Source organism: Rhodophyticola sp. SM2404 (genome assembly GCF_053570515.1).
The window spans coordinates 317,721-338,854 of record NZ_JBSEDL010000002.1 but is presented as its reverse complement, the minus strand read 5'-3'; the positions used below and the strand labels follow the sequence as shown (position 1 = coordinate 338,854).

Genomic DNA, 21,134 nt, shown 5'->3' with positions numbered 1-21,134 from the left:
GTTCTTTAGGCCCGGTTGTTTTCATCGGAAAGGAGCCATGAGCTCAAATCCTGATCCCTCGTCTATCGCGGCGCAGAGCGCGCCTGACCAAGATGAGACACTTGTTGAAAGGCCCGGCTTTCTGGCCCGCTTATTCGGCACGTCACCCCATTCAACGATCAACACTGCTGTAAGCGTAGCCAATGGTGCCGCCCTGACTGAGGGCAGGCCAAGTGGTCCGACCTCGTTCGGCATGTCCAATCTGCGCAGGTTGCGGGTTGAAGATGTATCGATTCCCCGCGTCGAGATTACTGCCATTGGCAGCGATACATCGCTTGATGATCTCGTTGCCGTCTTCCGCGAAAGCGGGAATACGCGTCTTCCTGTCTATGATGGTGAATTGGACAACCCGATTGGGCTGGTCCACCTGAAGGATATCGCGCTCAAGCATGGCTTCAATGGCAAGCCAGATGAATTTGACGTGTGCAAGAATATGCGCCCTTTGCTCTATGCGCCGCCCTCCATGCCAATCGGTGTGCTACTGCAAAAAATGCAGAATGATCGCACGCATATGGCATTGGTCATTGATGAATATGGCGGTGTTGATGGTCTCGTCACTATCGAAGATCTTATCGAACAAGTAATCGGTGAGATCGAGGATGAACATGACGTGGAAGAAGACCGTCCGTGGTCCCTTGAGAAAGAAGGCTCCTACCTTGCTTTGGCACGCGCGCCTTTGGACGAGTTCGAAGCTGAAATCGGATTGCGCCTTCTGGAAGAGGGTGAGGACGAGGAAATCGACACACTCGGCGGGTTGGTCTTCAAACTGACGGGCCGCGTGCCGACCCGTGGTGAAGTTGTGCGCCACAGTTCAGGCGCCGAATTCGAGGTCATCGACGCAGATCCGCGCCGTATCAAGCGCTTGCGTGTGCGTATCCCCAAAGGGCTGACCGCTTGAGCCCGAGGGTGGATCGCGTGGCGGGTTTTGGAATGCGATCCACGGCTTTCATGGTTTTGCTTTGCGCCCTTGCAGGCGCTTTGGCGGGGTTGGGGCAGGCCCCTTTTGATCTGTGGTATATCAGCCTGCCGGCCTTTGCGGCCCTTATGGCTTTGGTTGTTCAATCCGCACCCACGCGCCAAACGGTATTGTGCGCTTGGGTCGGTGGGGCTGCCTATTTCGCGATAAGCCTGCATTGGATTGTTGAGCCCTTCTTTGTCGACGCCGCCCGCCATGGCTGGATGGCGCCTTTTGCGCTGATCTTTATGGCCTTTGGCTTGGCTCTGTTCTGGGCGGCTCCCGCTTGGGGGGCTGCGCGCTTTTTCTCAAACGCTGCTCTGCCTATCCGCTTGGCCGCTTTTGCGTGCCTCATGGTGCTTGGGGAATATGCCCGCGCCACTGTTTTGACGGGGTTTCCTTGGGCCCATCCCGGTCATGTGTTGATTGATACAGGCAGTTTGCGGCTGGCGGCCGTCTTGGGGCCACACGGATTGAACGCCTATCTGCTTGGGGCGGCGGCTGTTGTGGCATGGTTGGGACAGCGACGTGCTGCACGGATTTGGGCGGCGGTTTTGGTGGCGGGTTTCACGGCGATCGGGCTGGTTCCCTACGCCGCGCCCGCAGAGGACGGGGCGGTTGAGCAACCTTCCCGCGTGCGGCTGGTTCAGCCCAATGCGCCCCAGCATTTGAAATGGCGCGCAGATATGATCCCCGTCTTTTATGAACGCGCAGTGGAGTTGACGCGCGGCGCAGAAGACGGGTCGGCCATTGATCTTGTGGTCTGGCCCGAGACGGCGCTTGCCGCAATTCTCAACCAGTCCGAGCAAGCCCGCAGTGACATCTCGGAGGCCGCTGGCCCTGCGCCCGTTATCCTTGGTGGCCAGCGTTTGGGGGAGAGCGGCGGCTTCAACACCTTGGCGGTTCTGGATGAGATGGGTGCAATCGTCGATATTTACGACAAGCACCATCTTGTGCCCTTCGGGGAATACATGCCGCTTCGACCACTTGCGCAGCGTTTTGGATTGCGTGGCCTCGCGGAAATGATGGGCGGTGGCTATTCATCAGGTAGCGGGCCGCGCCTCATTGATATGGGCGACGGGCTTGGCGAGATTTTCCCGATGATCTGCTATGAAGCGATTTTTCCGGGATATATCCGCCAGACCGAGCGGCCGGACTGGATGCTGCACATCACCAATGATGCGTGGTTCGGTACTTTTTCGGGGCCTTATCAACATCTTGCTATCACGCGGTTGCGCGCGGCCGAGCAAGGCATCCCAGTGCTGCGCGCGGCCAATACAGGCATTTCAGGCGTGATTGATGCACGCGGGCAGATCAGAGCGTCGATACCCTTGGGGCAGGCAAGGTTTCTGGATGTCTCTGTGCCGCCCGCTTTGCCGCCTACGCTGTATGCGCGGCTATCGGATTGGCCGATATTGATCATTGTTTTTGCAACACTTGGCCTATACGCAATTGCTCGGCGCAAAACCCCCATTGATCCTTTGGGCAGTTCTGCGTAAGGCGGTCCAATCAAGGCCCCACAACGGCTTCCTGGCGTGGGTGCATAACATAAATGGAGCAATTCATGGCCCGTAAAGACTACGTTTTCACTTCCGAGTCCGTCTCGGAAGGACACCCCGATAAAGTCTGTGACCGTATTTCCGACGCCGTTCTGGACGCTTTCCTCGCGGAAGAGCCCGAAGCGCGCGTTGCTTGCGAAACATTCGCCACCACGAACCGCGTTGTTATCGGCGGTGAGGTTGGCCTGTCCAATCCTGAAACCCTGAAAGACTATATGGGCCGGATCGAAGATATCACACGCGCTTGTATCAAAGATATCGGTTATGAGCAGGATAAGTTCCATTGGAACACCTGTGAAGTAACCAACCTCTTGCATGAGCAATCTGCCCATATCGCGCAGGGCGTGGATGCGGCAAGCGACAAGGATGAAGGGGCTGGTGACCAAGGGATCATGTTCGGTTTCGCTACTGACGAGACTGATGCCCTGATGCCTGCGCCGATCCAGTATTCGCATGCGATCCTGCGCCGTTTGGCAGAAGTTCGGAAATCAGGTGCCGAGCCGACCCTCGGGCCTGATGCGAAATCACAGCTTTCGGTGCGCTATGAAAATGGCAAGCCTGTTGGTGTGACCTCGCTGGTTTTGTCGACACAGCATCTTGATCCTGCCATGACATCTGCCGATGTGCGCGCTGTGGTTGAGCCTTACATCACCGAAGTCCTGCCCGAGGGCTGGCTGACTGCCGAGACCGAATGGCATGTGAATCCGACCGGTAAATTTGTAATCGGCGGCCCCGATGGGGATGCAGGCCTCACGGGTCGTAAGATCATCGTTGATACCTATGGTGGCGCGGCCCCGCATGGTGGTGGTGCCTTCTCGGGTAAAGACCCGACCAAGGTTGACCGCTCGGCGGCTTATGCCGCGCGTTATCTGGCTAAGAACGTAGTTGCTGCTGGTATGGCCAGCCGCTGCACGATCCAGCTGTCTTATGCGATTGGTGTGTCCAAGCCTTTGTCCATCTATGCCGATACGCATGGCACGGGCCAAGTTGATGAGGCTGCGATCGAGCGTGCTGTTGCGCAAGCGATGGATCTGACGCCACGCGGTATCCGTCTGCATCTGGGCATGAACAAGCCGATCTATGCACGCACTGCAGCCTATGGCCATTTCGGGCGTGAGCCCGAGGCTGATGGTGGCTTCTCATGGGAAAAGACCGATCTGGTTGATGCCCTGAAAGCGGCTGTTTAAGCGCGCTGTGATCTAGATAGACTCTAAAGGCCCCGACATATTTGTTGGGGCCTTAACATTTGTGATGAGCATGAAACGACCACATCGAAATTTCTACGGACGCCGCAAGGGCAAACATCTGCGAGACAGCCAAGAGGTCTATCTCGAAGAAGACCTCGCAGCTCTCTCGCCGGGCCTTGTGGATTGGGATGTGAACCCCGAGCGCCAACCGCTGCGCACGGATGAGATATTTGGTGGCAAGGATGTCTGGCTGGAGGTTGGTTTTGGCGGGGGTGAGCATATGGTTCATCAGGCCGAGCAAAACCCCGATATCGGGATCATCGGATGTGAGCCTTATATCAACGGCGTGGCAATGCTGCTTGGCAAGATCAGAACGGCGGGTGTCGAAAACCTGCGGGTCTATCCCGGAGATGTGCGGGACATGTTTGATGTCTTGCCTGATGCCTCGATCTCGAAAGCCTTCTTGCTCTATCCCGACCCATGGCCCAAAGCGCGCCATCACCGCCGCCGTTTTGTCACGGCTGAGCATTTGGAGCCTTTGAACCGCGTGCTCAAGCCCGGTGCGATTTTTCGCGTGGCCACGGATATTGCCGATTATGTCCGCCAGACGCTGGAAGAAGTGCCAAAACAGGGCTTTGAGTGGTTGGCGGAAGGCCCATCAGATTGGCGCGTGCCTTGGGATGACTGGATTTCGACCCGCTACGAGCAAAAGGCTTTGCGCGAAGGCCGCTCGCCACATTATCTGACATTCCGCAAGCGTTGAGGCGGGGGCATGCCGCCCCCAATGGCCTTGGGCCATTTCCCCCGCTCGTATTTTGGAAAGATGAAGTCAGGGGTGTGGACGGGATTGCCGCCGCGGTCTATCAGGCTGATGACGTTTAAATTGAGGAATATCGCATGTCGTCCCATGGTGATCCTGTCCCGATGATCTCGCATAAATCTGGCCCATTGGCTGGGGAGGCCGAGGTTCCGGGTGACAAGTCAATCTCGCATCGCAGTTTGATTCTTGGCGCTATGGCTGTGGGTGAGACCAAGATCACAGGACTGTTGGAAGGTCAGGATGTGCTTGATACGGCCAAGGCGATGCAGGCTTTTGGCGCGCAGGTCACACGGCATGAGGATGGGAGTTGGGCTGTGCAAGGCGTGGGTGTGGGCGGCTTTGCCGAGCCTGATAATGTGATTGATTGCGGCAATTCCGGTACAGGTGTGCGGTTGATTATGGGGGTGATGGCGACATCGCCGATTACCGTGACCTTTACGGGGGATGCCAGTTTGAACAAGCGCCCCATGGCGCGGGTGACCGACCCATTGGCCTTGTTTGGCGCGCGCTCTTTTGGGCGTTCGGGTGGGCGTTTGCCCATGACGATTATGGGGGCGGCGGAGCCTGTGCCTGTGCGCTATGAGGTGCCTGTGCCATCGGCTCAGGTGAAATCGGCGCTCTTGCTGGCGGGTTTGAATGCGCCCGGTGAAACGGTGGTGATTGAGAAAGAAGCCACCCGCGATCATACCGAGCGGATGTTGGAAGGTTTTGGTGCCGAGATCAGCACTGAGGTGACGCCTGAGGGGCGCGTGATTACCTTGAAGGGGCAGCCTGAATTGCAGGCGCAAACCATTGCAGTTCCGCGCGATCCTTCCTCGGCGGCCTTTCCTGTTTGTGCGGCTCTGATTGTGGAAGGCTCGGATGTTTTGGTGCCAAATATCGGCCTTAACCCGACCCGAGCGGGTTTGTTTGAGACCTTGATCGAGATGGGCGCTGATCTGACCTATGAGAACCTGCGCAGTGAAGGGGGAGAACCCGTTGCAGATTTGCGGGCCAAATATTCGCCCGCGATGAAGGGGATCGAAGTCCCGCCTGAGCGCGCGGCCTCGATGATTGATGAATATCCGATCCTGTCGGTTGTGGCTGCAAATGCTGAAGGTCAGACCGTCATGCGCGGTGTGAAGGAGCTGCGCGTCAAGGAGAGCGACCGGATCGAGGCGATGGCCGTGGGGCTGCGCGCCAATGGCGTTGAGGTCGAGGATGGCCCTGACTGGTGGATCGTACAGGGCAGGGGCGCGGGCGGCGTTCAGGGCGGGGCGGTGTGCGCGACCCATCTGGACCACCGCATTGCCATGTCTTTCCTATGCCTTGGCATGTCCAGCAAGGAGCCCGTCCGCATTGATGATGGCGGCCCTATTGTAACCAGCTTCCCTATTTTCGAGCCTCTCATGTCGCAGCTTGGTGCGAAGGTTGAGAGAGGCGCTGCCTGATGGGCGGGGCGACCGGCTCCTGCCTATGTGGCGCTATTCGCTATAGCGTCACAGGGGCTTTGCGGCCGGTGATTGCCTGCCATTGCGTGCAATGTCGCAAGACCAGCGGGCATTTCGTGGCAGCAACCTCGTGCAAGCGGGAAGAGATCGCCGTTGAGGGGGATGTGGCGTGGTACCGCTCCTCCGAGACGGCGCAGCGCGGGTTTTGCAGGGTTTGTGGGTCGAGCCTGTTCTGGGATGGGCAGGGGGAGAACCTTTCGATCATGGCGGGGACACTGGATAGCGAGACCACGCTCAAGATTGCAGGCCATATTTTCTGCGCCGATAAAGGCAGCTATTATGACATCCTTGAGGATGTTCCGACCGCGGATCAGGATGACCCGCAATTGACCACGCAGGTTTTGCCATGAGTTTTACCGTTGCCATTGATGGCCCCGCCGCTGCAGGCAAAGGCACGATCAGCCGTGCGGTCGCTTTGCATTTCGGCTTTGAACATCTTGATACGGGGCTGCTCTATCGGGCCGTGGGCAAGAAAGTTCTCGCAGGGCTGCCCGCCATTGAGGCCGCCACGACGCTAAGTGCCGATGATCTGGCCGAGCCTGAGAGTTTGCGAGGCCCTGATGTGGCGCAGGCGGCCTCCAAGGTTGCCGTCATTTCCGAAGTGCGCGCGGCTTTGGTCGATTTTCAACGCGCCTTTGCCATGCGCGCGGGTGGTGCTGTTCTGGACGGGCGGGATATCGGCACGGTGATCTGTGTGGATGCGCCTGTGAAACTTTTTGTGACGGCCAGTGCTGAAGTGCGGGCCGAGCGGCGCTATAATGAATTGTTGGGCAATGGTCATGATGCCGTCTTCGAGACGGTGCTTGCCGATGTCCGAGAACGCGACGCGCGTGATATGGAGCGTAGCGAAGCGCCGCTGAAGCCCGCTGAGGATGCTATCTTGATCGACACCTCGACCTTGAGCATCGAGCAGGCCGTGGCCCAAGCCGTGGCGGTGGTGGCCGAGAGGCACGCAGCCGGACAAGGCTAGCCCCCGCGAATCCCCTTGCTCTGTTGAGGAAACTGGGCTAAATGCGCCCTGTCTAAGGCGGGGAAACACCCGTGGACGCAGTATCGAGCAGGGTCGGAAACCTCCGGCCCTCTTTGTTTTGCGTCGCAAGACTTCACAAAGACCAGCGGAGACAACCGCTTGGCCCGAATAAACGTTTGTAAAGGAACTGAAACTTATATGTGCGCTAAAGCAACCATGGAGGAATTCGAAGCCCTCCTGAATGAAAGCTTCGAAATCGACACGCCCGATGAGGGCTCTGTTGTCAAAGGCAAGGTCATCGCGATTGAAGCGGGCCAAGCCATCATCGATGTCGGCTACAAAATGGAAGGCCGGATCGACCTTAAAGAATTCGCTAATCCTGGTGAAGCACCTGAAATCGCAGTTGGCGACGAAGTCGAAGTGTATCTTCGCAATGTCGAAAACGCGCGTGGTGAAGCCGTGCTTAGCCGCGAGATGGCCCGCCGCGAAGCCGCGTGGGACCGTCTGGAGAAAGCCTATGCCGCTGAAGAGCGTGTGGATGGTGCAATCTTCGGTCGCGTAAAAGGTGGTTTCACCGTCGATCTTGGTGGCGCTGTGGCCTTCTTGCCCGGCAGCCAAGTTGACGTGCGCCCCGTGCGTGACGCAGGCCCATTGATGGGTCTCAAGCAGCCGTTCCAGATCCTCAAGATGGACCGTCGTCGTGGCAATATCGTTGTCTCGCGTCGTGCGATCCTTGAAGAGTCCCGCGCCGAGCAGCGTGCCGAAGTTATCGGCAAGCTGGCCGAAGGCGATGTGGTGGATGGTGTCGTCAAGAACATCACCGAATATGGTGCCTTCGTGGACCTTGGTGGTGTCGACGGCCTTCTGCACGTCACTGACATGGCATGGCGCCGTGTGAATGACCCGAAAGAAGTCCTGACCATTGGCGAAACCGTCAAAGTGCAGGTCATCAAGGTCAACAAAGATACCCACCGTATCAGCCTTGGCATGAAGCAGTTGCAGGCCGATCCTTGGGATTCCGTGGAAACCAAGTATCCGCTTGAATCGAACCACACTGGTCGTGTGACGAACATCACCGATTACGGTGCATTCGTGGAGCTGGAGCCTGGTGTTGAAGGTCTGGTCCACGTCTCCGAGATGTCTTGGACCAAGAAGAACGTTCATCCCGGCAAGATCGTGTCGACCTCGCAAGAAGTCGAAGTCATGGTCCTCGAGATCGACACCACGAAGCGCCGCGTTTCGCTTGGCCTCAAGCAGACCATGCGCAACCCATGGGAAGTCTTCGCGGAAACGCATCCCGTTAACACGCCTGTCGAAGGCGAGATCAAGAACATCACCGAATTCGGTCTGTTTGTTGGCCTCGACAACGACATCGACGGCATGGTTCACCTGTCGGATCTGACATGGGAAGGCCGTGGCGAAGACGTGATCGGCGAGTTCCGCAAGGGCGATATGGTCAAAGCGGTCGTCACCGAAGTGGATGTCGAGAAAGAGCGTATCTCGCTCTCGATCAAAGCTATTGACGGCGATCCGTTCCCTGGTGCCGTTGACGGCGTCAAGCGCGGTTCGATCATCACTGTTGAAGTCACTGCGATCGAAGATGGCGGTATCGAGGTTGAGTATGAAGGCATGAAATCCTTCATCCGTCGCTCGGACCTTAGCCGTGACCGTGCCGAGCAGCGCCCTGAGCGCTTTGGCGTGGGCAACAAGATCGACGTTCGTGTGACCAATGTTGACAGCAAGACCCGTAAGCTGGGTCTGTCGATCAAGGCACGTGAGATCGCGGAAGAGAAGGAAGCAGTTGAGCAGTATGGCTCCTCTGACTCCGGCGCGTCGCTCGGTGATATCTTGGGCGCAGCCCTCAAGAAAGACGAGTAATCGTTCTTCAAATAAGTTTTGGAAAGGCCCTGCGGAAGCGGGGCCTTTTCTTTTGAGCATATCGCTCGCCCAAGTTTTGGACATGCTGCCGCAGGGGGCTTCCCCTTTCTACTTCTAGGTTATATGTAATTTCAGAAATTACTGAAAATTTGGAAATAGTGACAAACATGACCTTAACTCCGCTTCAGCAGGAATTCGTTCTCCATTTTGGCGAAATGGGTAGCCGTTGGGGGATCAACCGCACGGTTGGCCAGATTTATGCGCTGCTGTTTATCTCGGCTGACCCTCTGAATGCTGATCAGATCACCTCTGGCTTGGGCATCTCCCGCTCCAATACCAGTATGGGTTTGAAAGAGTTGCAGGCATGGAACCTCGTGCGGCTGCGCCATATCCAAGGCGAGCGGAAGGACCACTTCACCACCCCTGATGATCTGTGGGAAATCGTTCGTATCCTCGTGGAGGAGCGCAAAAAGCGCGAGATTGACCCCACGCTGACCAAGCTGCGTGAGTTGGAGATGAATGGCCCGATGGGTGATGATTATGCCGAGGCGCGGATATCGGAGCTGCGCGAACTCATCGAAATGCTGACGGGCTTTTATGACGAGATGGAGAAGCTCGAGACAGACCGCCTGATCCAATTGCTGACCTTAGGCAATAAGCTTCGCAATTTTCTGGCCAAGGGGCGGGATTTGAACCCGTTTCTGAGCGCCAAGACCAAATCCGCCAAATAGAGGAAGGATTGATCCATGGAGACCCTCCTGCTGTCCCGCATCCAATTTGCGGCCAATATCTCATTCCATATCCTGTTTCCGACCATCACCATCGCCCTTGGTTGGGTGCTGCTTTATCTCAGGGTGCGTTTTGCGCGCAGCCGTGATGAGAAATGGATGGCTGCCTATCGGTTCTGGGTGAAGGTCTTTGCCCTGACCTTTGCGATGGGTGTGGTATCTGGCATCACGATGTCTTTCCAATTCGGCACCAACTGGCCCGGTTTCATGGAGACAGTCGGCAATATTGCAGGCCCGCTTTTGGCCTATGAGGTGCTGACGGCCTTCTTCCTAGAAGCGGTGTTTATCGGGATCATGCTGTTTGGCTTTTCCCGTGTGCCAGGCTGGCTGCATATCCTCGCGACAGGTTTGGTGGCCTTCGGGACTACGATGTCGGCCTTCTGGATTTTGGTCCTGAACAGTTGGATGCACACGCCCGCAGGTTTCGAGATGATTGATGGCGTTGCCCATGCCACCGATTGGGTTGCCATCATCTTCAACCCCTCCTTGCCCTATCGCTTTGTGCATATGTTGCTGGCCTCGGGCCTGACGGTTGCCTTTCTGGTGGCGGGTCTCTCGGCGCTGCGCTGGCTGATGGGGGACCGCAAGGAAGATGTGAAGGCGACGCTCAAGCTTGGCGTTGTTCTTGGGGCCGTCCTGATCCCGATTCAGATTTATGCTGGCGATATGCACGGGTTGAACACGCTGGAATATCAGCCTCAGAAGGTCGCCGCGATGGAGGGCAACTGGGAGACCCAGACACATGTTCCCCTGCTCCTATTCGCTCTGCCCGATGAAGAGGCGCGCGAAAACAAGTTTGAGATCGGTATTCCAAACCTCGCCTCGTTGATCCTGACCCATCATGCGGATGGGGAAGTGCCGGGTTTGAATGATTTTGTGGCCGAGGACGGGACAGTTTTGCACCCGCCTGTGGCCCCCGTCTTCTGGTCCTTCCGCGTGATGGTCGGCACGGGCATGGCGATGCTCTTGCTCAGCTGGGGGGGCTTTGCCCTGATGCGCTTGCGCCGTCAAAACGGGGAAAGCCTGTCTGTCGAGGGACTGCCGAAAATCATGCTCTATGTGCTTGTGCCGATGGCCTTCTCGGGCTGGGTGGCCACGCTTGCTGGCTGGTACACCACCGAGATCGGCCGCCAACCATGGTTGGTCCAAGGTGTTATGACCATCGAAATGGCTGTGGCCGATGTGCCCGCGCCAATGGTGCTGAGCACGCTGGTTATTTACCTGATGGTCTATGCAGCCCTGCTCGCGGCCTATATCGGGGTCTTAGTCTATCTCGCGCGCAAAGCTGCGCGTGGAGATGTGAAGCCGCAGCATGAAGACGGACAAATCATTAATGACGCGGGCACAATTGCCCTCATGCCTGGAGAGTAAGAACATGATTGATATGTTCGGCGAGCCGACCATCTGGTTGCCATGGGCCTTTGCCTCTCTGATGGGGTTTTCGATCCTCGTCTATGTGGTTCTGGACGGGTTCGATCTTGGGGTGGGGCTGTTATTCCCCTTTGCCAGCGCCGAGGAGAAAGACCGCATGATTGGCTCTATTGGCCCCTTTTGGGATGCCAATGAAACATGGCTGGTCTTGGCGGTGGGGCTGCTGTTGGTGGCCTTCCCGACTGCGCATGGCATGATCCTGACAGCACTTTATCTGCCCGTATTCGTCATGCTGATCGGGCTGATCTTGCGTGGGGTCGCGTTCGAGTTTCGCGCCAAGGCCAGCATCAAGCATAAGGGTTTGTGGAACAGGGCCTTCTTTACAGGGTCTTTGATGACGGCTTTGGCGCAGGGTTACATGCTTGGCATGTATATCATGGGGCTGACATCGACCCCTTTGCATATCCTGTTTTCGGTTCTGACCGCAGGATGCCTTGTGGTCGGCTATAGTTTTATCGGGTCGGTCTGGCTGGTGCATAAAACCGAAGGGCAGTTGCAGTTCAAATCCATCGATTGGGCCAAGCGCAGCTTGTGGGGGGCAATCATCGGTATCGGTGCCGTCTCGGCGGCCACACCTTTTGTCAGCACCCGTATCTTCGATAAATGGTTTACCTATCCCGAGGTGTTTTGGCTGGCGCCGCTGCCCTTGGTCTCCTTTGCGCTGATTGCCGCGCTCTGGGTTATGCTGCGCCGTATGCCTTTTGAGAATGACGCAAAATCATGGCTGCCTTTTGCCATGGCAACGGGGCTGTTCATACTGGCCTATATCGGCTTGGCATACAGCTTCTACCCCTATGTCGTGCCAGAGCAGCTAACCATCTACGAGGCGGCAGCCGCGCCTGAGAGCCTGTTTATCATCCTGATCGGGGCGATGTTTGTGGTGCCCATTATCGCGGGCTATTCGGTGCTGGCCTATACAATCTTCCGCGGCAAGGCGACCGAGCTGCGCTATGATTAAAGCGTTCCGCCGCTATCCGATGTTTCAGGTCAAAGGCGGGGCGTTCTAAAAATCCACCTCAACACCGGGTAGGTTGATCTCTTTGATCAGGTCACGCAATTCCTGACGGGCGGCCACATTCGACATGTTCAACCGATCAACGCCCAATTCGCGCAGATCAAGCAATGTCATGCCCGTTGGGAATAATTCTCGGAAGATCACGCGCTCGGAAAAACCTGCAGCGACGCGAAACCCGATCCGCTTGGACAGGTTCTCGAGCGCTTTGCCGACCTTGCGTTTGTTATGCATCTGCTGTGCGCCCAAACGGTTGCGCACCACGATCCAATCGAAAGCCTGAAGGCCTGCCTTGGCGCGCAGCTTGCGCGAATGCCAGACCATCTCGGAATACACACTAGGGCCTGCGATCTCATAGGTTTCGGGATTGATCCGCGCCAGCAAATCGAAATCCACAAAGCTGTCATTCATCGGCGTGACCAGAGTATCCGCAAGGGAATGGGCCACTTGGCTCAGGCGGGTATGCGAGCCGGGGCAATCGATGATGATGAAATCGCAATTCGATTCCAATTCAGCCACAGCGGCCGAAAGGCGGCGATCATAGATATTCTCGCCCTCGGATAACTGATCAGGCTCGATATTGGGCAATTCCATCAAGATCGGGCAGGCAATGTCCAAGCCCTTGGTCTTGATCGTATTTTGGCGGTTTTCGATATAGCGGTGAAAGCTGCGCTGGCGCAGGTCGAGATCAAGCCCGCCAACCGTATGCCCCATCCGCGACAGGGCTGTTGCAACATGCATTGCAGTGGTCGATTTGCCCGAGCCACCCTTTTCGTTTCCAAAAACTATAATATGCGCCACGGCCTGACCCCTGATCCCTATGCTTTGCCCTATATTGTAGGGACAGCAGATTTTCACCCAATATAAGGGAGGTGTCGCTCGGTGTTAAGCGGGAAACAGCCCAATCGGGACAGTCGTTGCAGATCTGCTTGCTGCGGGGGGGCAAACGAAAAACGCCGCCCCCAAAGGAGCGGCGTTTTGCATCTCGAAAAAGCTTGGGCTTAGAAGCCGAGGCCTTCGTATTTCTTTTTGAACTTCGATACACGGCCGCCAGTATCCAGCAGACGTGCGCCGCCACCTGTCCAAGCAGGGTGTGCGGTCGGGTCGATATCGAGTGCGAGCATGTCGCCCTCGGCGCCCCAAGTCGATTTCATCTGCAGCACGGTGCCATCGGTCATTTTGACGTCGATGACGTGATAATCGGGATGGATATCCTTTTTCATCGTGTCTCTCCTCAGGCTTTGGCGGCTTTGGCGCCGGGTGCGCGATAGTTTGTCTTCTCGGCGATACGTGCGGACTTACCGCGACGCTCACGCAAGTAGTACAGCTTGGCACGGCGAACTTTACCGCGACGAACAACTTCGATCGAGTCGATATTGGTCGAATAAAGCGGGAAAACGCGTTCAACGCCTTCGCCGAAAGAAATCTTGCGGACTGTGAAGCTGCCGGCAATGCCAGTGCCGTTCTTACGGCTGATGCAAACGCCTTCATACATCTGTACGCGGCTACGGCTGCCTTCGGTCACTTTGAAGCCAACGCGAATGGTGTCGCCAGCTTTGAAATCGGGAATGTCTTTCCCGAGGGCGGCGATTTGATCCGCCTCGATTTGTGCGATCAGGTCCATGGACCATCTCCTTTGATATGCTCACGGTTTTCCCGCGAAGTGGTTCGTGCTCTCGAGAGCTCTGGTCTTCGACCGGGTCCGCCTATGTCCCATTCGGGGGCGCCCGCCAGAGGTCCGGCAAACTATTCTTTTTAGCCTGTTATCCCGCCCGCGCCTTGCGCCGAAGTTTCGCATGGGCAAACAGATAGCAGATCCGATCAACCGATTCCGGCTGCGGATGGGTGGCGTATAAGCGGGAATGGGGGTGCGATCAACCCTTTGTAGGCGGGGCTTTGCCATTGTTTTGCAGATAATCCTGCCAAAGATCAGGCCTGCGCTCACGGGTCAGTTTCTCACCCTCGGCGCAGCGCCATTTCTCGATCTCGCCGTGATGCCCCGAGAGCAACACGTCTGGTATCTCCAAGCCCCGCCATTCGGCAGGTTTGGTATATTGCGGATGTTCCAGCAAACCGCTGGAAAAGCTCTCCTCCTCGGTGGAGGCGGCATTCCCCAAAACACCGGGGATCAGGCGCACGGTGGCGTCAATCAGGGCTTGGGCTGCAATCTCGCCGCCAGTCAGGACGAAATCACCAATCGAGACTTCTTCCAGCGCGTAATGGTCGATCACACGTTGGTCCACGCCTTCAAAGCGACCACAGAGCAATGTCATCCCTTCGGCTTTGGCAAAGCGGGCTGCATCGGCTTGGGTCAGGGGTTTGCCGCGTGGGGAAAGGTAAACGCGCGGCCAGCGGGCTGGATCATCAGGCGTTCCTGCCATGGCCATATCCAAGGCACGGCCAAGCACATCAGGGCGCATGACAAGGCCCGCACCGCCGCCTGCGGGCGTATCATCCACATTGCGATGCTTGCCCGCACCAAAGATGCGCAGATCAATCGGCTCAAGCGCCCAAAGCCCGTGTTGCAGTGCCTTGCCTGTCAGTGATGCGCCCAAAACACCGGGGAAGGCTTCGGGAAACAAGGTCAGCACCTTGGCGCACCAAGCCCCTTTGAGGCGGGGTGTTTCCGCCATCAGATCGCGCGGTTTCAGGTTTGCCGAAATCGACATCCGTCCATGGGATCGGTTCGGCGCATCACTCATCGAACAACCCCTCAGGCGGATCGATGATGATGCGGCTGCTTGCCAGATCGACGGTTGGCACGATCTCTTTGGTGAAGGGCACAAGAACCGTGCCTTTTTGGCCTTTGGCGCGAACCTCCAGCAGATCGGTTGCACCATGGTTATGGACCGCATGCACGCGTCCGCAATCCTCACCGCCCGTATCCATGACAGAGAGGCCGATCAGATCGGCATAGTAAAATTCATCATCGGGCAAATTGGGCAGCATATCGCGGGGCGCGAACAGCCTGACACCGCGCATGGCATCGGCCTCTTCTTTGCTGGAAATGCCCGATAGCCGCGCGGCAAAGCCCGTTTTGACCGAACGCGTGATTTTCACGGTGAATTGGCGGCTGCCATCTTCGGAAGACAGGGGGCCATAATCCCCGATCGCGCCGGGGTCGGCACAGAAGCTCTTGAGGCGCACTTCACCGCGCACTCCGAAAGATCCTGCAATTGCGCCTACGCAGACTTTTTCGGTCATGCTCTCACCAGATGCGAAGGGGTTTCCCTTTTGGGGAAGGCGCCACCCGACCCCAAGGGCCGGATGACGGAGATATCATAGCAGCCCGAAATTACTCGGTTACTTCTTCTGCCGCGGCTTCCTCGGCGGGAGCTTCTTCAGCAGGTGCTTCTTCTACTGCAGGCTCTTCAGCAGGGGCCTTTGCAGCTTCTTCAGCAGCAGCGATTTTCGCAGCTTTTTCTTCAGCGCGCTCGGTCGCCTTCTTGCCAGGAACGGCTTTCTTGGCGTTGTTACGCTCTTTCTTCTCGAGAACGCCTGCGGCTTCGAGGAAGCGCGATACACGGTCGGTTGGCTGTGCGCCTTCTCCGAGCCAGTACTGAACACGCTCCATGTTCATTTTCACGCGCTCTTCGCTGTCCTTGGGCAGGAGCGGGTTATATGTGCCGAGCTTCTCGATGAAGCGGCCATCACGTGGCATGCGGCTGTCGGAAGCCACGATCGAGTAGAAGGGGCGCTTTTTGGAGCCGCCGCGTGCGAGACGAATTTTCATTGCCATGGGTTTAGTTCTCCTTTGAAGGCATTGGGTTGGGCGTTGATGTCATTGCCCGTTTTCTTGGTGTTCTTCGTGATGCTGGATCACTTCCCGAATAACGAATTTCAGGAATTTCTTGGCGAATTCGGGGTCGAGATCGGCCCGTTTCGCAAGGTCTTCTAGCCGTGCGATCTGCGCGGTCTCGCGCGAGGGATCGGACGGGGGAAGGGCATGTTCGGCCTTGAGCTTGCCAACGGCCTGTGTGTGTTTGAACCGCTCACCGAGCGTGTAGACGAGGATCGCATCGAGACGGTCGATCGACTCGCGATGCTCCTTGAGCACCTCGGCTGCTTGGGTGACGGGATCAGTCATTGCAATCTCCCTGCGTGGCGGAATGGCCTCATGCCAATTGGTGAGGCCTCTGATGTCTCATCGGGAACAAAGCCCAGTTTTTCGGCAACGCGGGCAGAGGCGTGATTTTCAGGATGCACCGTGACAATCAGCTCAGGTCCTTGCCATGCATCAAGCACGGCCTGCGCGGCCTCGGTGGCGATGCCTTGGCCTTCATGTTGGCCATCCCAAAGCGTCCAAGTCAGCTCGATCGGGTCGGTGTTATCGGCCTGCATCACGCCGACATGGCCAATACCATCGGAGTTATGGGTGATCGTATAGCGTCCAAATCCGCGCAAAGGCCATTGGCCTGCCATGGACAAGAAACGATCAACAACCTGTCTACGCGGTTTAGGCCCGCCAACCCCGCCTGTGCGTGGCCCTGTATAATAGGCGACATAGGCCTCCAGATCGCAAAGCTGTGGCAGGCGCAGATGCAGACGCGCGGTGTCGATGCTTTGGGGAAGCAAGGGGGTCATGCTGCCAAGACCTCCGACGGGGCGGGGTGGCGCCAGACTTGGATGTCCTCGTCGCGCTCGGGCTTGGCGGCGGCCTTGTCATGCCAGCAATCAAGACGTGCAGCCAGAGCCAGCGAGCGAGTGTTGCGCACATCGATATAGGACACGGCTGTCGTCCACCCGAGATCGGCATAGGCATGGCGGCGCAAGGCAAGCACGGCCTCATGTGCAAAGCCTTTGCCTTCGGCCGTGGCGGACCAAATGGTCCAACCCAGTTCTGTCTCGGGCCAGTCGCCGGGGTGCCATGGGCCTGCCGAGCCAATGGTTTCGCTTGTTGCCTTATCCACCAGAACAAAGCTGCCATAGCCGCGCAAATGCCAATGACCCGTCAGGATCGCCAGAATGCGCCATGCATGGCCCATATCCTTATCCGCACCGCCGCCGATATATTGCGCCCGCTCGGACGTCACAAAAGGCACGATTGAATCGAAATCCGACGCCTGCGGTGCACGCAGCGTCAGGCGCTCGGTCTCAAGGATTGGGGTGTCGATCAGGCGGGCTGTCATTTCTTTTTCCCGAGCCCTGACAAGGGCGGCAAGCCGCCGCCACCCATTCCAGGCATGCCGCCCATACCCATTTTGCGTGCGGCCTCTTCCAAGGCCTTGGGGTCCATCTGGCTGGGGTCCATGCCCGCAGGCATGCCGCCACCGCCTTTGCCCATCAGCGCGCCAAGCCCGCCTTTGAGCATGCCAGCCTTGCCCATTTTACCCATCTTCTTCATCGCATCTGCCATCTGGCGATGCATTTTCAACAGCTTGTTGATCTCCGAGACCTCTTGGCCCGAGCCAGCGGCGATCCGCTTTTTGCGGCTGGCCTGAAGCAGCGCAGGGTTGGCGCGCTCGCGTTTGGTCATCGAATTGATCAGCGCGATCTGGCGGCGGATGACGCTATCGTCAAAGCCCGCATCCTCGATCTGCTTTTGCATTTTGCCCATGCCCGGCATCATCGACATCATGCCCTGCATGCCGCCCATCTTGAGCATTTGTTCCAGCTGCGTCCGCAGGTCGTTCATATTGAACATACCCTTCTGGAAGCGTTTCATCATCCGCTCGGCCTGTTCGGCCTCAAAGCTTTCCTGCGCTTTCTCGACCAAGGCAACGATATCGCCCATGCCAAGGATACGGCCCGCGATGCGCTGCGCCTCGAAGGTCTCGATGGCGTCCATCTTCTCGCCCAGACCCACAAAGCGGATCGGCTTGCCCGTGATGGCGCGCATCGACAGGGCGGCACCGCCACGTCCATCGCCATCCATACGGGTCAGAACAACGCCCGAGACGCCGATCTTGTCGTCGAATTCCTGCGCCACATTCACGGCATCCTGACCTGTCAGGCCATCGACCACCAAAAGTGTCTCGCGCGGGTTGGCGACATCGCGCACGGCTGCGGCCTGTGCGATCAGTTCTTCATCGATATGCAGACGCCCAGCTGTATCGAGCATATAGACATCATAGCCACCAAGGCTGGCTTGCGTCTTGGCCCGCTTGGCGATGGTCACAGGGTCTTCGCCCTTGATGATCGGAAGGGTATCGACGCCGATCTGCTGGCCCAGAATGGCCAATTGTTCCATCGCGGCGGGGCGGTTGGTGTCGAGCGAGGCCATCAAGACGCGCTTGCCTTCGCGGTCTTTCAACCGTTTGGCAAGCTTAGCAGTCGTGGTCGTCTTACCCGAGCCTTGCAGACCGACCATCAGGATCGGCGCGGGCGGGTTGTCGATTTTCAGAGTGCCCGCATCCTCGTCGCCCGCCAGCACATGGATCAATTCGTCATGGACGATTTTGATGACCTGCTGGCCGGGGGTCACCGATTTGGTGACGGCAGCGCCTGTGGCTTTCTTTTCAACGGCTTTGATGAAGCTGCGGGCCACAGGAAGGGACACATCGGCTTCGAGAAGGGCCACACGCACTTCGCGCATTGCGGTGCGCACATCATCCTCGGAGAGCGCCCCCTGTTTGGTAAGGCGCTCGAACACACCAGAAAGGCGTTCTGACAGATTCTCGAACATTGGCCGCAGCCCTTTCATCCAATCTCAACTGGCTCCAAAGGTAGGAACCGATCCGCAAAGCGCAACAAGCCCCCGTGGGCGAAACCTCGCTGACGGGGGGCGATCCTGACTTACAGTGCAGGACCGGAATGCTGGTGCTTCCGGATATTTAGAGGCCGTTTACGCGCGCAGGCGGGCTGGAGTCAAGTGCAGCGCGCATCCAGACGGGTCACATCGCCTGCCAGCATGTCGCGGCCATGGGCGTGTAATGTAAAGGCGCGGCGCAAATCCAACGCGTCCCATTCGCTTTGGGTAACGGGCGCTGCGGCGGTGTCCCGTGATCCTGCTTGCCCGAACAGGGTGATGGCCATCGGCCCCTCATAGGCGATCCCGCCATAGGAGAGCCCTTCAACATCAATGGCATAAATCCCCACCAATTCGGCCGCATGACCACGTGTTGTGGTGATCAAAGTCCAGATCTGGCCTGAAATCCCATGACCAAGATGCATCTGACCTGACGCAAGATGGGCCGTTGCGCCGCCTTCCTGTCTGATGGGTTGCCCGCGTGTGCTGAATTCGGCCTGACCTGCAAGCTCGGTCCCGGGGCGGATGGAGCCTACGCCTTGTGTGATTTCGATTGTGAACTCAATCGCGCAATCGCGCGCCTCCGCAGGGGAGGGCGCAAAGAGAGGCGCCAGTATTGCCGCCGTGAGGATCGCCAGCCTGTGCATGGTTTGAGCCTAGCACAGAACATCGTTTGGTCAAAATCCTCACGGCGCGTGTGAAATCAGGCCGCGATATCCAGTTTTTCGACCTGTTCCAAAGCGGCAGCTATCGTGCCTTCGGCATCAATGCTCATGCCGTCTGCCAAGACGAATTCGACATCTGTGATCCCGATAAAGGCCAGCATATGGCGCATATAGCCCGTGGCAAAATCAAACTCCGAACCCGCTTTTGCACCGCCCGAGGCAAAGGCCACAATGGCGCGTTTTCCTGTTAATTGACCCACTGGCCCCGCCTCGGTGTATCGGAATGTCACGCCAACACGCGCGATCTGGTCGATCCATGCTTTCAAGGTGGCGGGCACCCCGAAATTATACATGGGAATGCCAAAAAGCAGGGTATCTGCAGCCTTCACTTCCTCGATCAAGGTATCAGACAGGCTGAGCACATCGTTTTGTGCCGCGCTGCGCTGCTCAGAAGGAGTGAAGGTTGCGCCAACCCATTCCTCATTCAAGAAAGGCAGGCCTTCGGCAGGATCGCGGGTGATGACAGTTGTGTCGTCGCCAAAGCGTGAAACGATGCGGTCCAGAAGATCGCGGGAAACCGAGCCTGTGCGGCGGGCAGAGGCGTCGATGCGTAAAATGGTATGGGTCATTGGTCATGTCCTATGGGGGCGGTTAACATATGAGACCAGAAATGGTTCTTGCATGACCAAACACAATTGCGCCAAACTGCAGGTGATCTGTGTAAGGGTGCACATAAATGTCTTTTGACCATTGGGATGAAATTCGAACCGCCTATCAGGTGGCACGAATGGGAACTGTGTCAGGCGCGGCCGAGGTTTTGGGCGTGCATCATGCCACCGTGATCCGCCATATCGACGCGCTTGAGCAACGTTTGGGCGCAAAGCTGTTTCAGCGACATGCGCGCGGCTATACCGCGACCGAAGCGGGCCATGACCTCTTGAAGGTTGCAGGCGCGGCGGAGGATCAGTTCACCCAGCTTGCGGGGCGGATCAAGGGCCGTGGTGATGAGGTCACGGGGGAATTGCTGATCACCTCTCTGGGGTTTTTATCCCCTCTCTTCATGCCCGCGATTGCAGGGTTTCAGGAGGCGCATCCCGATCTGCGAGTGCGGTTGATGACGGATGAACGCATCTTCCGTCTGGAATATGGCGAGGCCCATGTCGCGATCCGTGCGGGTGCCGCGCCCGACGAGCCCGACAATGTCGTGCAACCGTTCTTCACGCAAAATATGGTTCTTTGTGCCAGCAAAGCCTACGTGGAGCGCTTCGGCCGCTTCGATGGAAGCGATGTCGAGAAACACAGGTTTATCGGTGCCACCCAAGACCCGCCACGCGCCGCTTTCTACAGATGGCTGAATGATAACGTGCCTGAAAGCGCGATCTATTTCCGAACCAGTGATTTCACAGGCCTTTCGGCGGCGGTTAAATCCGGCATCGGTATCGGCTTTGTTGCCAAATGGCATTTTGATCAGGATGATGATCTGGTCGAAATGCTGCCCTCGATGGAGGAATGGTCGGCCAAGGTCTGGCTGGTCACACATATGGATTTGCACCGCACGGCGAAGGTCCAGACCTTCTTGCGCTACTTGAAAGAGCAAGCCGCCACTTGGCCGGTGCATTAGTGCCACATAGCCTGCAATCCGATCAGGCGGG

24 protein-coding genes and 1 riboswitch are annotated in these 21,134 nt (G+C 57.5%); of the genes, 12 read left to right on the top strand and 12 right to left on the bottom strand.

What is annotated here, in order from left to right; all coding sequences use genetic code 11:
- The first annotated feature begins 37 nt into the window (after positions 1–37).
- The 11 genes from ACTYEO_RS04615 to ACTYEO_RS04565 all read left to right on the top strand — a co-directional run bounded on the left by ACTYEO_RS04615 (position 38) and on the right by ACTYEO_RS04565 (position 12,075).
- Positions 38–937, top strand: coding sequence for a hemolysin family protein (locus ACTYEO_RS04615; RefSeq protein WP_449322537.1), 900 nt, complete (start codon positions 38–40; stop codon positions 935–937).
- Positions 934–2,493, top strand: coding sequence for an apolipoprotein N-acyltransferase (gene lnt / locus ACTYEO_RS04610; RefSeq protein WP_449322536.1), 1,560 nt, complete (start codon positions 934–936; stop codon positions 2,491–2,493). The genes ACTYEO_RS04615 and lnt overlap by 4 nt, the downstream gene beginning before the upstream one ends.
- Before the next feature lie 12 nt (positions 2,494–2,505).
- A riboswitch (SAM-SAH riboswitch) is annotated at positions 2,506–2,554 on the top strand.
- A 4-nt stretch (positions 2,555–2,558) separates the two neighbouring features.
- On the top strand, positions 2,559–3,740 hold the full coding sequence (gene metK, locus ACTYEO_RS04605; protein ID WP_449322535.1) for a methionine adenosyltransferase: 1,182 nt from the start codon (positions 2,559–2,561) through the stop codon (positions 3,738–3,740).
- Between the two features lie 64 nt (positions 3,741–3,804).
- Positions 3,805–4,503 carry a tRNA (guanine(46)-N(7))-methyltransferase TrmB gene (gene trmB, locus ACTYEO_RS04600; protein ID WP_449322534.1) on the top strand — a complete coding sequence of 233 codons (699 nt, stop codon included), beginning with the start codon at positions 3,805–3,807 and terminating at the stop codon, positions 4,501–4,503.
- A 134-nt stretch (positions 4,504–4,637) separates the two neighbouring features.
- On the top strand, positions 4,638–5,990 hold the full coding sequence (gene aroA, locus ACTYEO_RS04595) for a 3-phosphoshikimate 1-carboxyvinyltransferase (RefSeq protein WP_449322533.1): 1,353 nt from the start codon (positions 4,638–4,640) through the stop codon (positions 5,988–5,990).
- A complete protein-coding gene (locus ACTYEO_RS04590; protein ID WP_449322532.1) occupies positions 5,990–6,400 on the top strand; it encodes a GFA family protein in 411 nt (136 codons plus the stop codon). Before aroA ends, ACTYEO_RS04590 begins: the two co-directional genes overlap by 1 nt.
- Positions 6,397–7,020, top strand: a complete 624-nt coding sequence (locus tag ACTYEO_RS04585) for a (d)CMP kinase (protein WP_449322531.1) — start codon at positions 6,397–6,399, stop codon at positions 7,018–7,020. Before ACTYEO_RS04590 ends, ACTYEO_RS04585 begins: the two co-directional genes overlap by 4 nt.
- 198 nt (positions 7,021–7,218) lie before the next feature.
- The gene (rpsA, locus tag ACTYEO_RS04580; RefSeq protein WP_449322530.1) at positions 7,219–8,898 is read left to right on the top strand and encodes a 30S ribosomal protein S1; all 1,680 of its coding nucleotides are present in this window, start codon (positions 7,219–7,221) and stop codon (positions 8,896–8,898) included.
- 167 nt (positions 8,899–9,065) lie between these two features.
- Entirely contained in the window at positions 9,066–9,629 is a 564-nt protein-coding gene (locus ACTYEO_RS04575; RefSeq protein ID WP_449322529.1) for a GbsR/MarR family transcriptional regulator, read from the top strand.
- Positions 9,630–9,644: 15 nt separating this feature from the next.
- The gene (locus ACTYEO_RS04570; RefSeq protein ID WP_449322528.1) at positions 9,645–11,057 is read left to right on the top strand and encodes a cytochrome ubiquinol oxidase subunit I; all 1,413 of its coding nucleotides are present in this window, start codon (positions 9,645–9,647) and stop codon (positions 11,055–11,057) included.
- A 4-nt stretch (positions 11,058–11,061) separates the two neighbouring features.
- Positions 11,062–12,075 (top strand): cytochrome d ubiquinol oxidase subunit II, encoded by a 1,014-nt coding sequence (locus ACTYEO_RS04565; RefSeq protein ID WP_449322527.1) that lies wholly within the window; start codon positions 11,062–11,064, stop codon positions 12,073–12,075.
- 45 nt (positions 12,076–12,120) lie between these two features.
- Here the strand turns inward: ACTYEO_RS04565 and ACTYEO_RS04560 are convergent, their stop codons facing one another.
- From ACTYEO_RS04560 to ACTYEO_RS04505, 12 genes are all read right to left on the bottom strand, one after another.
- Positions 12,121–12,930, bottom strand: a complete 810-nt coding sequence (locus ACTYEO_RS04560) for a division plane positioning ATPase MipZ (protein WP_449322526.1) — start codon at positions 12,928–12,930, stop codon at positions 12,121–12,123.
- A gap of 200 nt (positions 12,931–13,130) precedes the next feature.
- Positions 13,131–13,352, bottom strand: coding sequence for a 50S ribosomal protein L31 (rpmE, locus tag ACTYEO_RS04555; RefSeq protein ID WP_449322525.1), 222 nt, complete (start codon positions 13,350–13,352; stop codon positions 13,131–13,133).
- Between the two features lie 11 nt (positions 13,353–13,363).
- On the bottom strand, positions 13,364–13,753 hold the full coding sequence (rplS, locus tag ACTYEO_RS04550; RefSeq protein WP_449322524.1) for a 50S ribosomal protein L19: 390 nt from the start codon (positions 13,751–13,753) through the stop codon (positions 13,364–13,366).
- Positions 13,754–14,003: 250 nt separating this feature from the next.
- Positions 14,004–14,831 carry a tRNA (guanosine(37)-N1)-methyltransferase TrmD gene (gene trmD / locus ACTYEO_RS04545; RefSeq protein ID WP_449322523.1) on the bottom strand — a complete coding sequence of 276 codons (828 nt, stop codon included), beginning with the start codon at positions 14,829–14,831 and terminating at the stop codon, positions 14,004–14,006.
- On the bottom strand, positions 14,824–15,333 hold the full coding sequence (gene rimM / locus ACTYEO_RS04540; protein ID WP_449322522.1) for a ribosome maturation factor RimM: 510 nt from the start codon (positions 15,331–15,333) through the stop codon (positions 14,824–14,826). The genes trmD and rimM overlap by 8 nt, the downstream gene beginning before the upstream one ends.
- A 91-nt stretch (positions 15,334–15,424) precedes the next feature.
- Positions 15,425–15,868, bottom strand: a complete 444-nt coding sequence (gene rpsP, locus ACTYEO_RS04535; protein WP_449322521.1) for a 30S ribosomal protein S16 — start codon at positions 15,866–15,868, stop codon at positions 15,425–15,427.
- 42 nt (positions 15,869–15,910) lie between these two features.
- Positions 15,911–16,216: a chorismate mutase gene (locus ACTYEO_RS04530; RefSeq protein ID WP_449322520.1), complete on the bottom strand. Its 306-nt coding sequence runs from the start codon at positions 16,214–16,216 to the stop codon at positions 15,911–15,913.
- Complete coding sequence (locus tag ACTYEO_RS04525; protein ID WP_449322519.1) at positions 16,213–16,713, bottom strand: GNAT family N-acetyltransferase; 501 nt, start codon at positions 16,711–16,713, stop codon at positions 16,213–16,215. The genes ACTYEO_RS04530 and ACTYEO_RS04525 overlap by 4 nt, the downstream gene beginning before the upstream one ends.
- Entirely contained in the window at positions 16,710–17,258 is a 549-nt protein-coding gene (locus ACTYEO_RS04520) for a GNAT family N-acetyltransferase (protein WP_449322518.1), read from the bottom strand. Before ACTYEO_RS04520 ends, ACTYEO_RS04525 begins: the two co-directional genes overlap by 4 nt.
- Entirely contained in the window at positions 17,255–18,754 is a 1,500-nt protein-coding gene (gene ffh, locus ACTYEO_RS04515) for a signal recognition particle protein (RefSeq protein ID WP_449322517.1), read from the bottom strand. The genes ACTYEO_RS04520 and ffh overlap by 4 nt, the downstream gene beginning before the upstream one ends.
- A 182-nt stretch (positions 18,755–18,936) precedes the next feature.
- Positions 18,937–19,464 carry a hypothetical protein gene (locus tag ACTYEO_RS04510; protein WP_449322516.1) on the bottom strand — a complete coding sequence of 176 codons (528 nt, stop codon included), beginning with the start codon at positions 19,462–19,464 and terminating at the stop codon, positions 18,937–18,939.
- 56 nt (positions 19,465–19,520) lie between these two features.
- On the bottom strand, positions 19,521–20,111 hold the full coding sequence (locus ACTYEO_RS04505) for an FMN-dependent NADH-azoreductase (RefSeq protein WP_449322515.1): 591 nt from the start codon (positions 20,109–20,111) through the stop codon (positions 19,521–19,523).
- Between the two features lie 107 nt (positions 20,112–20,218).
- Between ACTYEO_RS04505 and ACTYEO_RS04500 the strand changes: the two genes are divergently transcribed.
- A complete protein-coding gene (locus tag ACTYEO_RS04500) occupies positions 20,219–21,103 on the top strand; it encodes a LysR family transcriptional regulator (RefSeq protein WP_449322514.1) in 885 nt (294 codons plus the stop codon).
- Positions 21,104–21,134: the final 31 nt, after the last annotated feature.

Bases quoted from the DNA above. Each gene is read 5' to 3' on its own strand.
- ACTYEO_RS04585 (WP_449322531.1), top strand. From the start codon at position 6,397: ATGAGTTTTACCGTTGCCATTGATGGCCCCGCCGCTGCAGGCAAAGGC.
- ACTYEO_RS04575 (WP_449322529.1), top strand. From the start codon at position 9,066: ATGACCTTAACTCCGCTTCAGCAGGAATTCGTTCTCCATTTTGGCGAA.
- rimM (WP_449322522.1), bottom strand. From the start codon at position 15,333: ATGACCGAAAAAGTCTGCGTAGGCGCAATTGCAGGATCTTTCGGAGTG.
- ACTYEO_RS04500 (WP_449322514.1), top strand. From the start codon at position 20,219: ATGTCTTTTGACCATTGGGATGAAATTCGAACCGCCTATCAGGTGGCA.
- rplS (WP_449322524.1), bottom strand. From the start codon at position 13,753: ATGGACCTGATCGCACAAATCGAGGCGGATCAAATCGCCGCCCTCGGG.
- metK (WP_449322535.1), top strand. From the start codon at position 2,559: ATGGCCCGTAAAGACTACGTTTTCACTTCCGAGTCCGTCTCGGAAGGA.
- trmB (WP_449322534.1), top strand. From the start codon at position 3,805: ATGAGCATGAAACGACCACATCGAAATTTCTACGGACGCCGCAAGGGC.
- ACTYEO_RS04530 (WP_449322520.1), bottom strand. From the start codon at position 16,216: ATGACTGATCCCGTCACCCAAGCAGCCGAGGTGCTCAAGGAGCATCGC.
- ACTYEO_RS04510 (WP_449322516.1), bottom strand. From the start codon at position 19,464: ATGCACAGGCTGGCGATCCTCACGGCGGCAATACTGGCGCCTCTCTTT.
- ACTYEO_RS04520 (WP_449322518.1), bottom strand. From the start codon at position 17,258: ATGACAGCCCGCCTGATCGACACCCCAATCCTTGAGACCGAGCGCCTG.
- aroA (WP_449322533.1), top strand. From the start codon at position 4,638: ATGTCGTCCCATGGTGATCCTGTCCCGATGATCTCGCATAAATCTGGC.
- ACTYEO_RS04565 (WP_449322527.1), top strand. From the start codon at position 11,062: ATGATTGATATGTTCGGCGAGCCGACCATCTGGTTGCCATGGGCCTTT.
- rpmE (WP_449322525.1), bottom strand. From the start codon at position 13,352: ATGAAAAAGGATATCCATCCCGATTATCACGTCATCGACGTCAAAATG.
- trmD (WP_449322523.1), bottom strand. From the start codon at position 14,831: ATGAGTGATGCGCCGAACCGATCCCATGGACGGATGTCGATTTCGGCA.
- ACTYEO_RS04505 (WP_449322515.1), bottom strand. From the start codon at position 20,111: ATGACCCATACCATTTTACGCATCGACGCCTCTGCCCGCCGCACAGGC.
- ACTYEO_RS04615 (WP_449322537.1), top strand. From the start codon at position 38: ATGAGCTCAAATCCTGATCCCTCGTCTATCGCGGCGCAGAGCGCGCCT.
- ACTYEO_RS04570 (WP_449322528.1), top strand. From the start codon at position 9,645: ATGGAGACCCTCCTGCTGTCCCGCATCCAATTTGCGGCCAATATCTCA.
- rpsP (WP_449322521.1), bottom strand. From the start codon at position 15,868: ATGGCAATGAAAATTCGTCTCGCACGCGGCGGCTCCAAAAAGCGCCCC.
- ffh (WP_449322517.1), bottom strand. From the start codon at position 18,754: ATGTTCGAGAATCTGTCAGAACGCCTTTCTGGTGTGTTCGAGCGCCTT.
- rpsA (WP_449322530.1), top strand. From the start codon at position 7,219: ATGTGCGCTAAAGCAACCATGGAGGAATTCGAAGCCCTCCTGAATGAA.
- ACTYEO_RS04590 (WP_449322532.1), top strand. From the start codon at position 5,990: ATGGGCGGGGCGACCGGCTCCTGCCTATGTGGCGCTATTCGCTATAGC.
- ACTYEO_RS04525 (WP_449322519.1), bottom strand. From the start codon at position 16,713: ATGACCCCCTTGCTTCCCCAAAGCATCGACACCGCGCGTCTGCATCTG.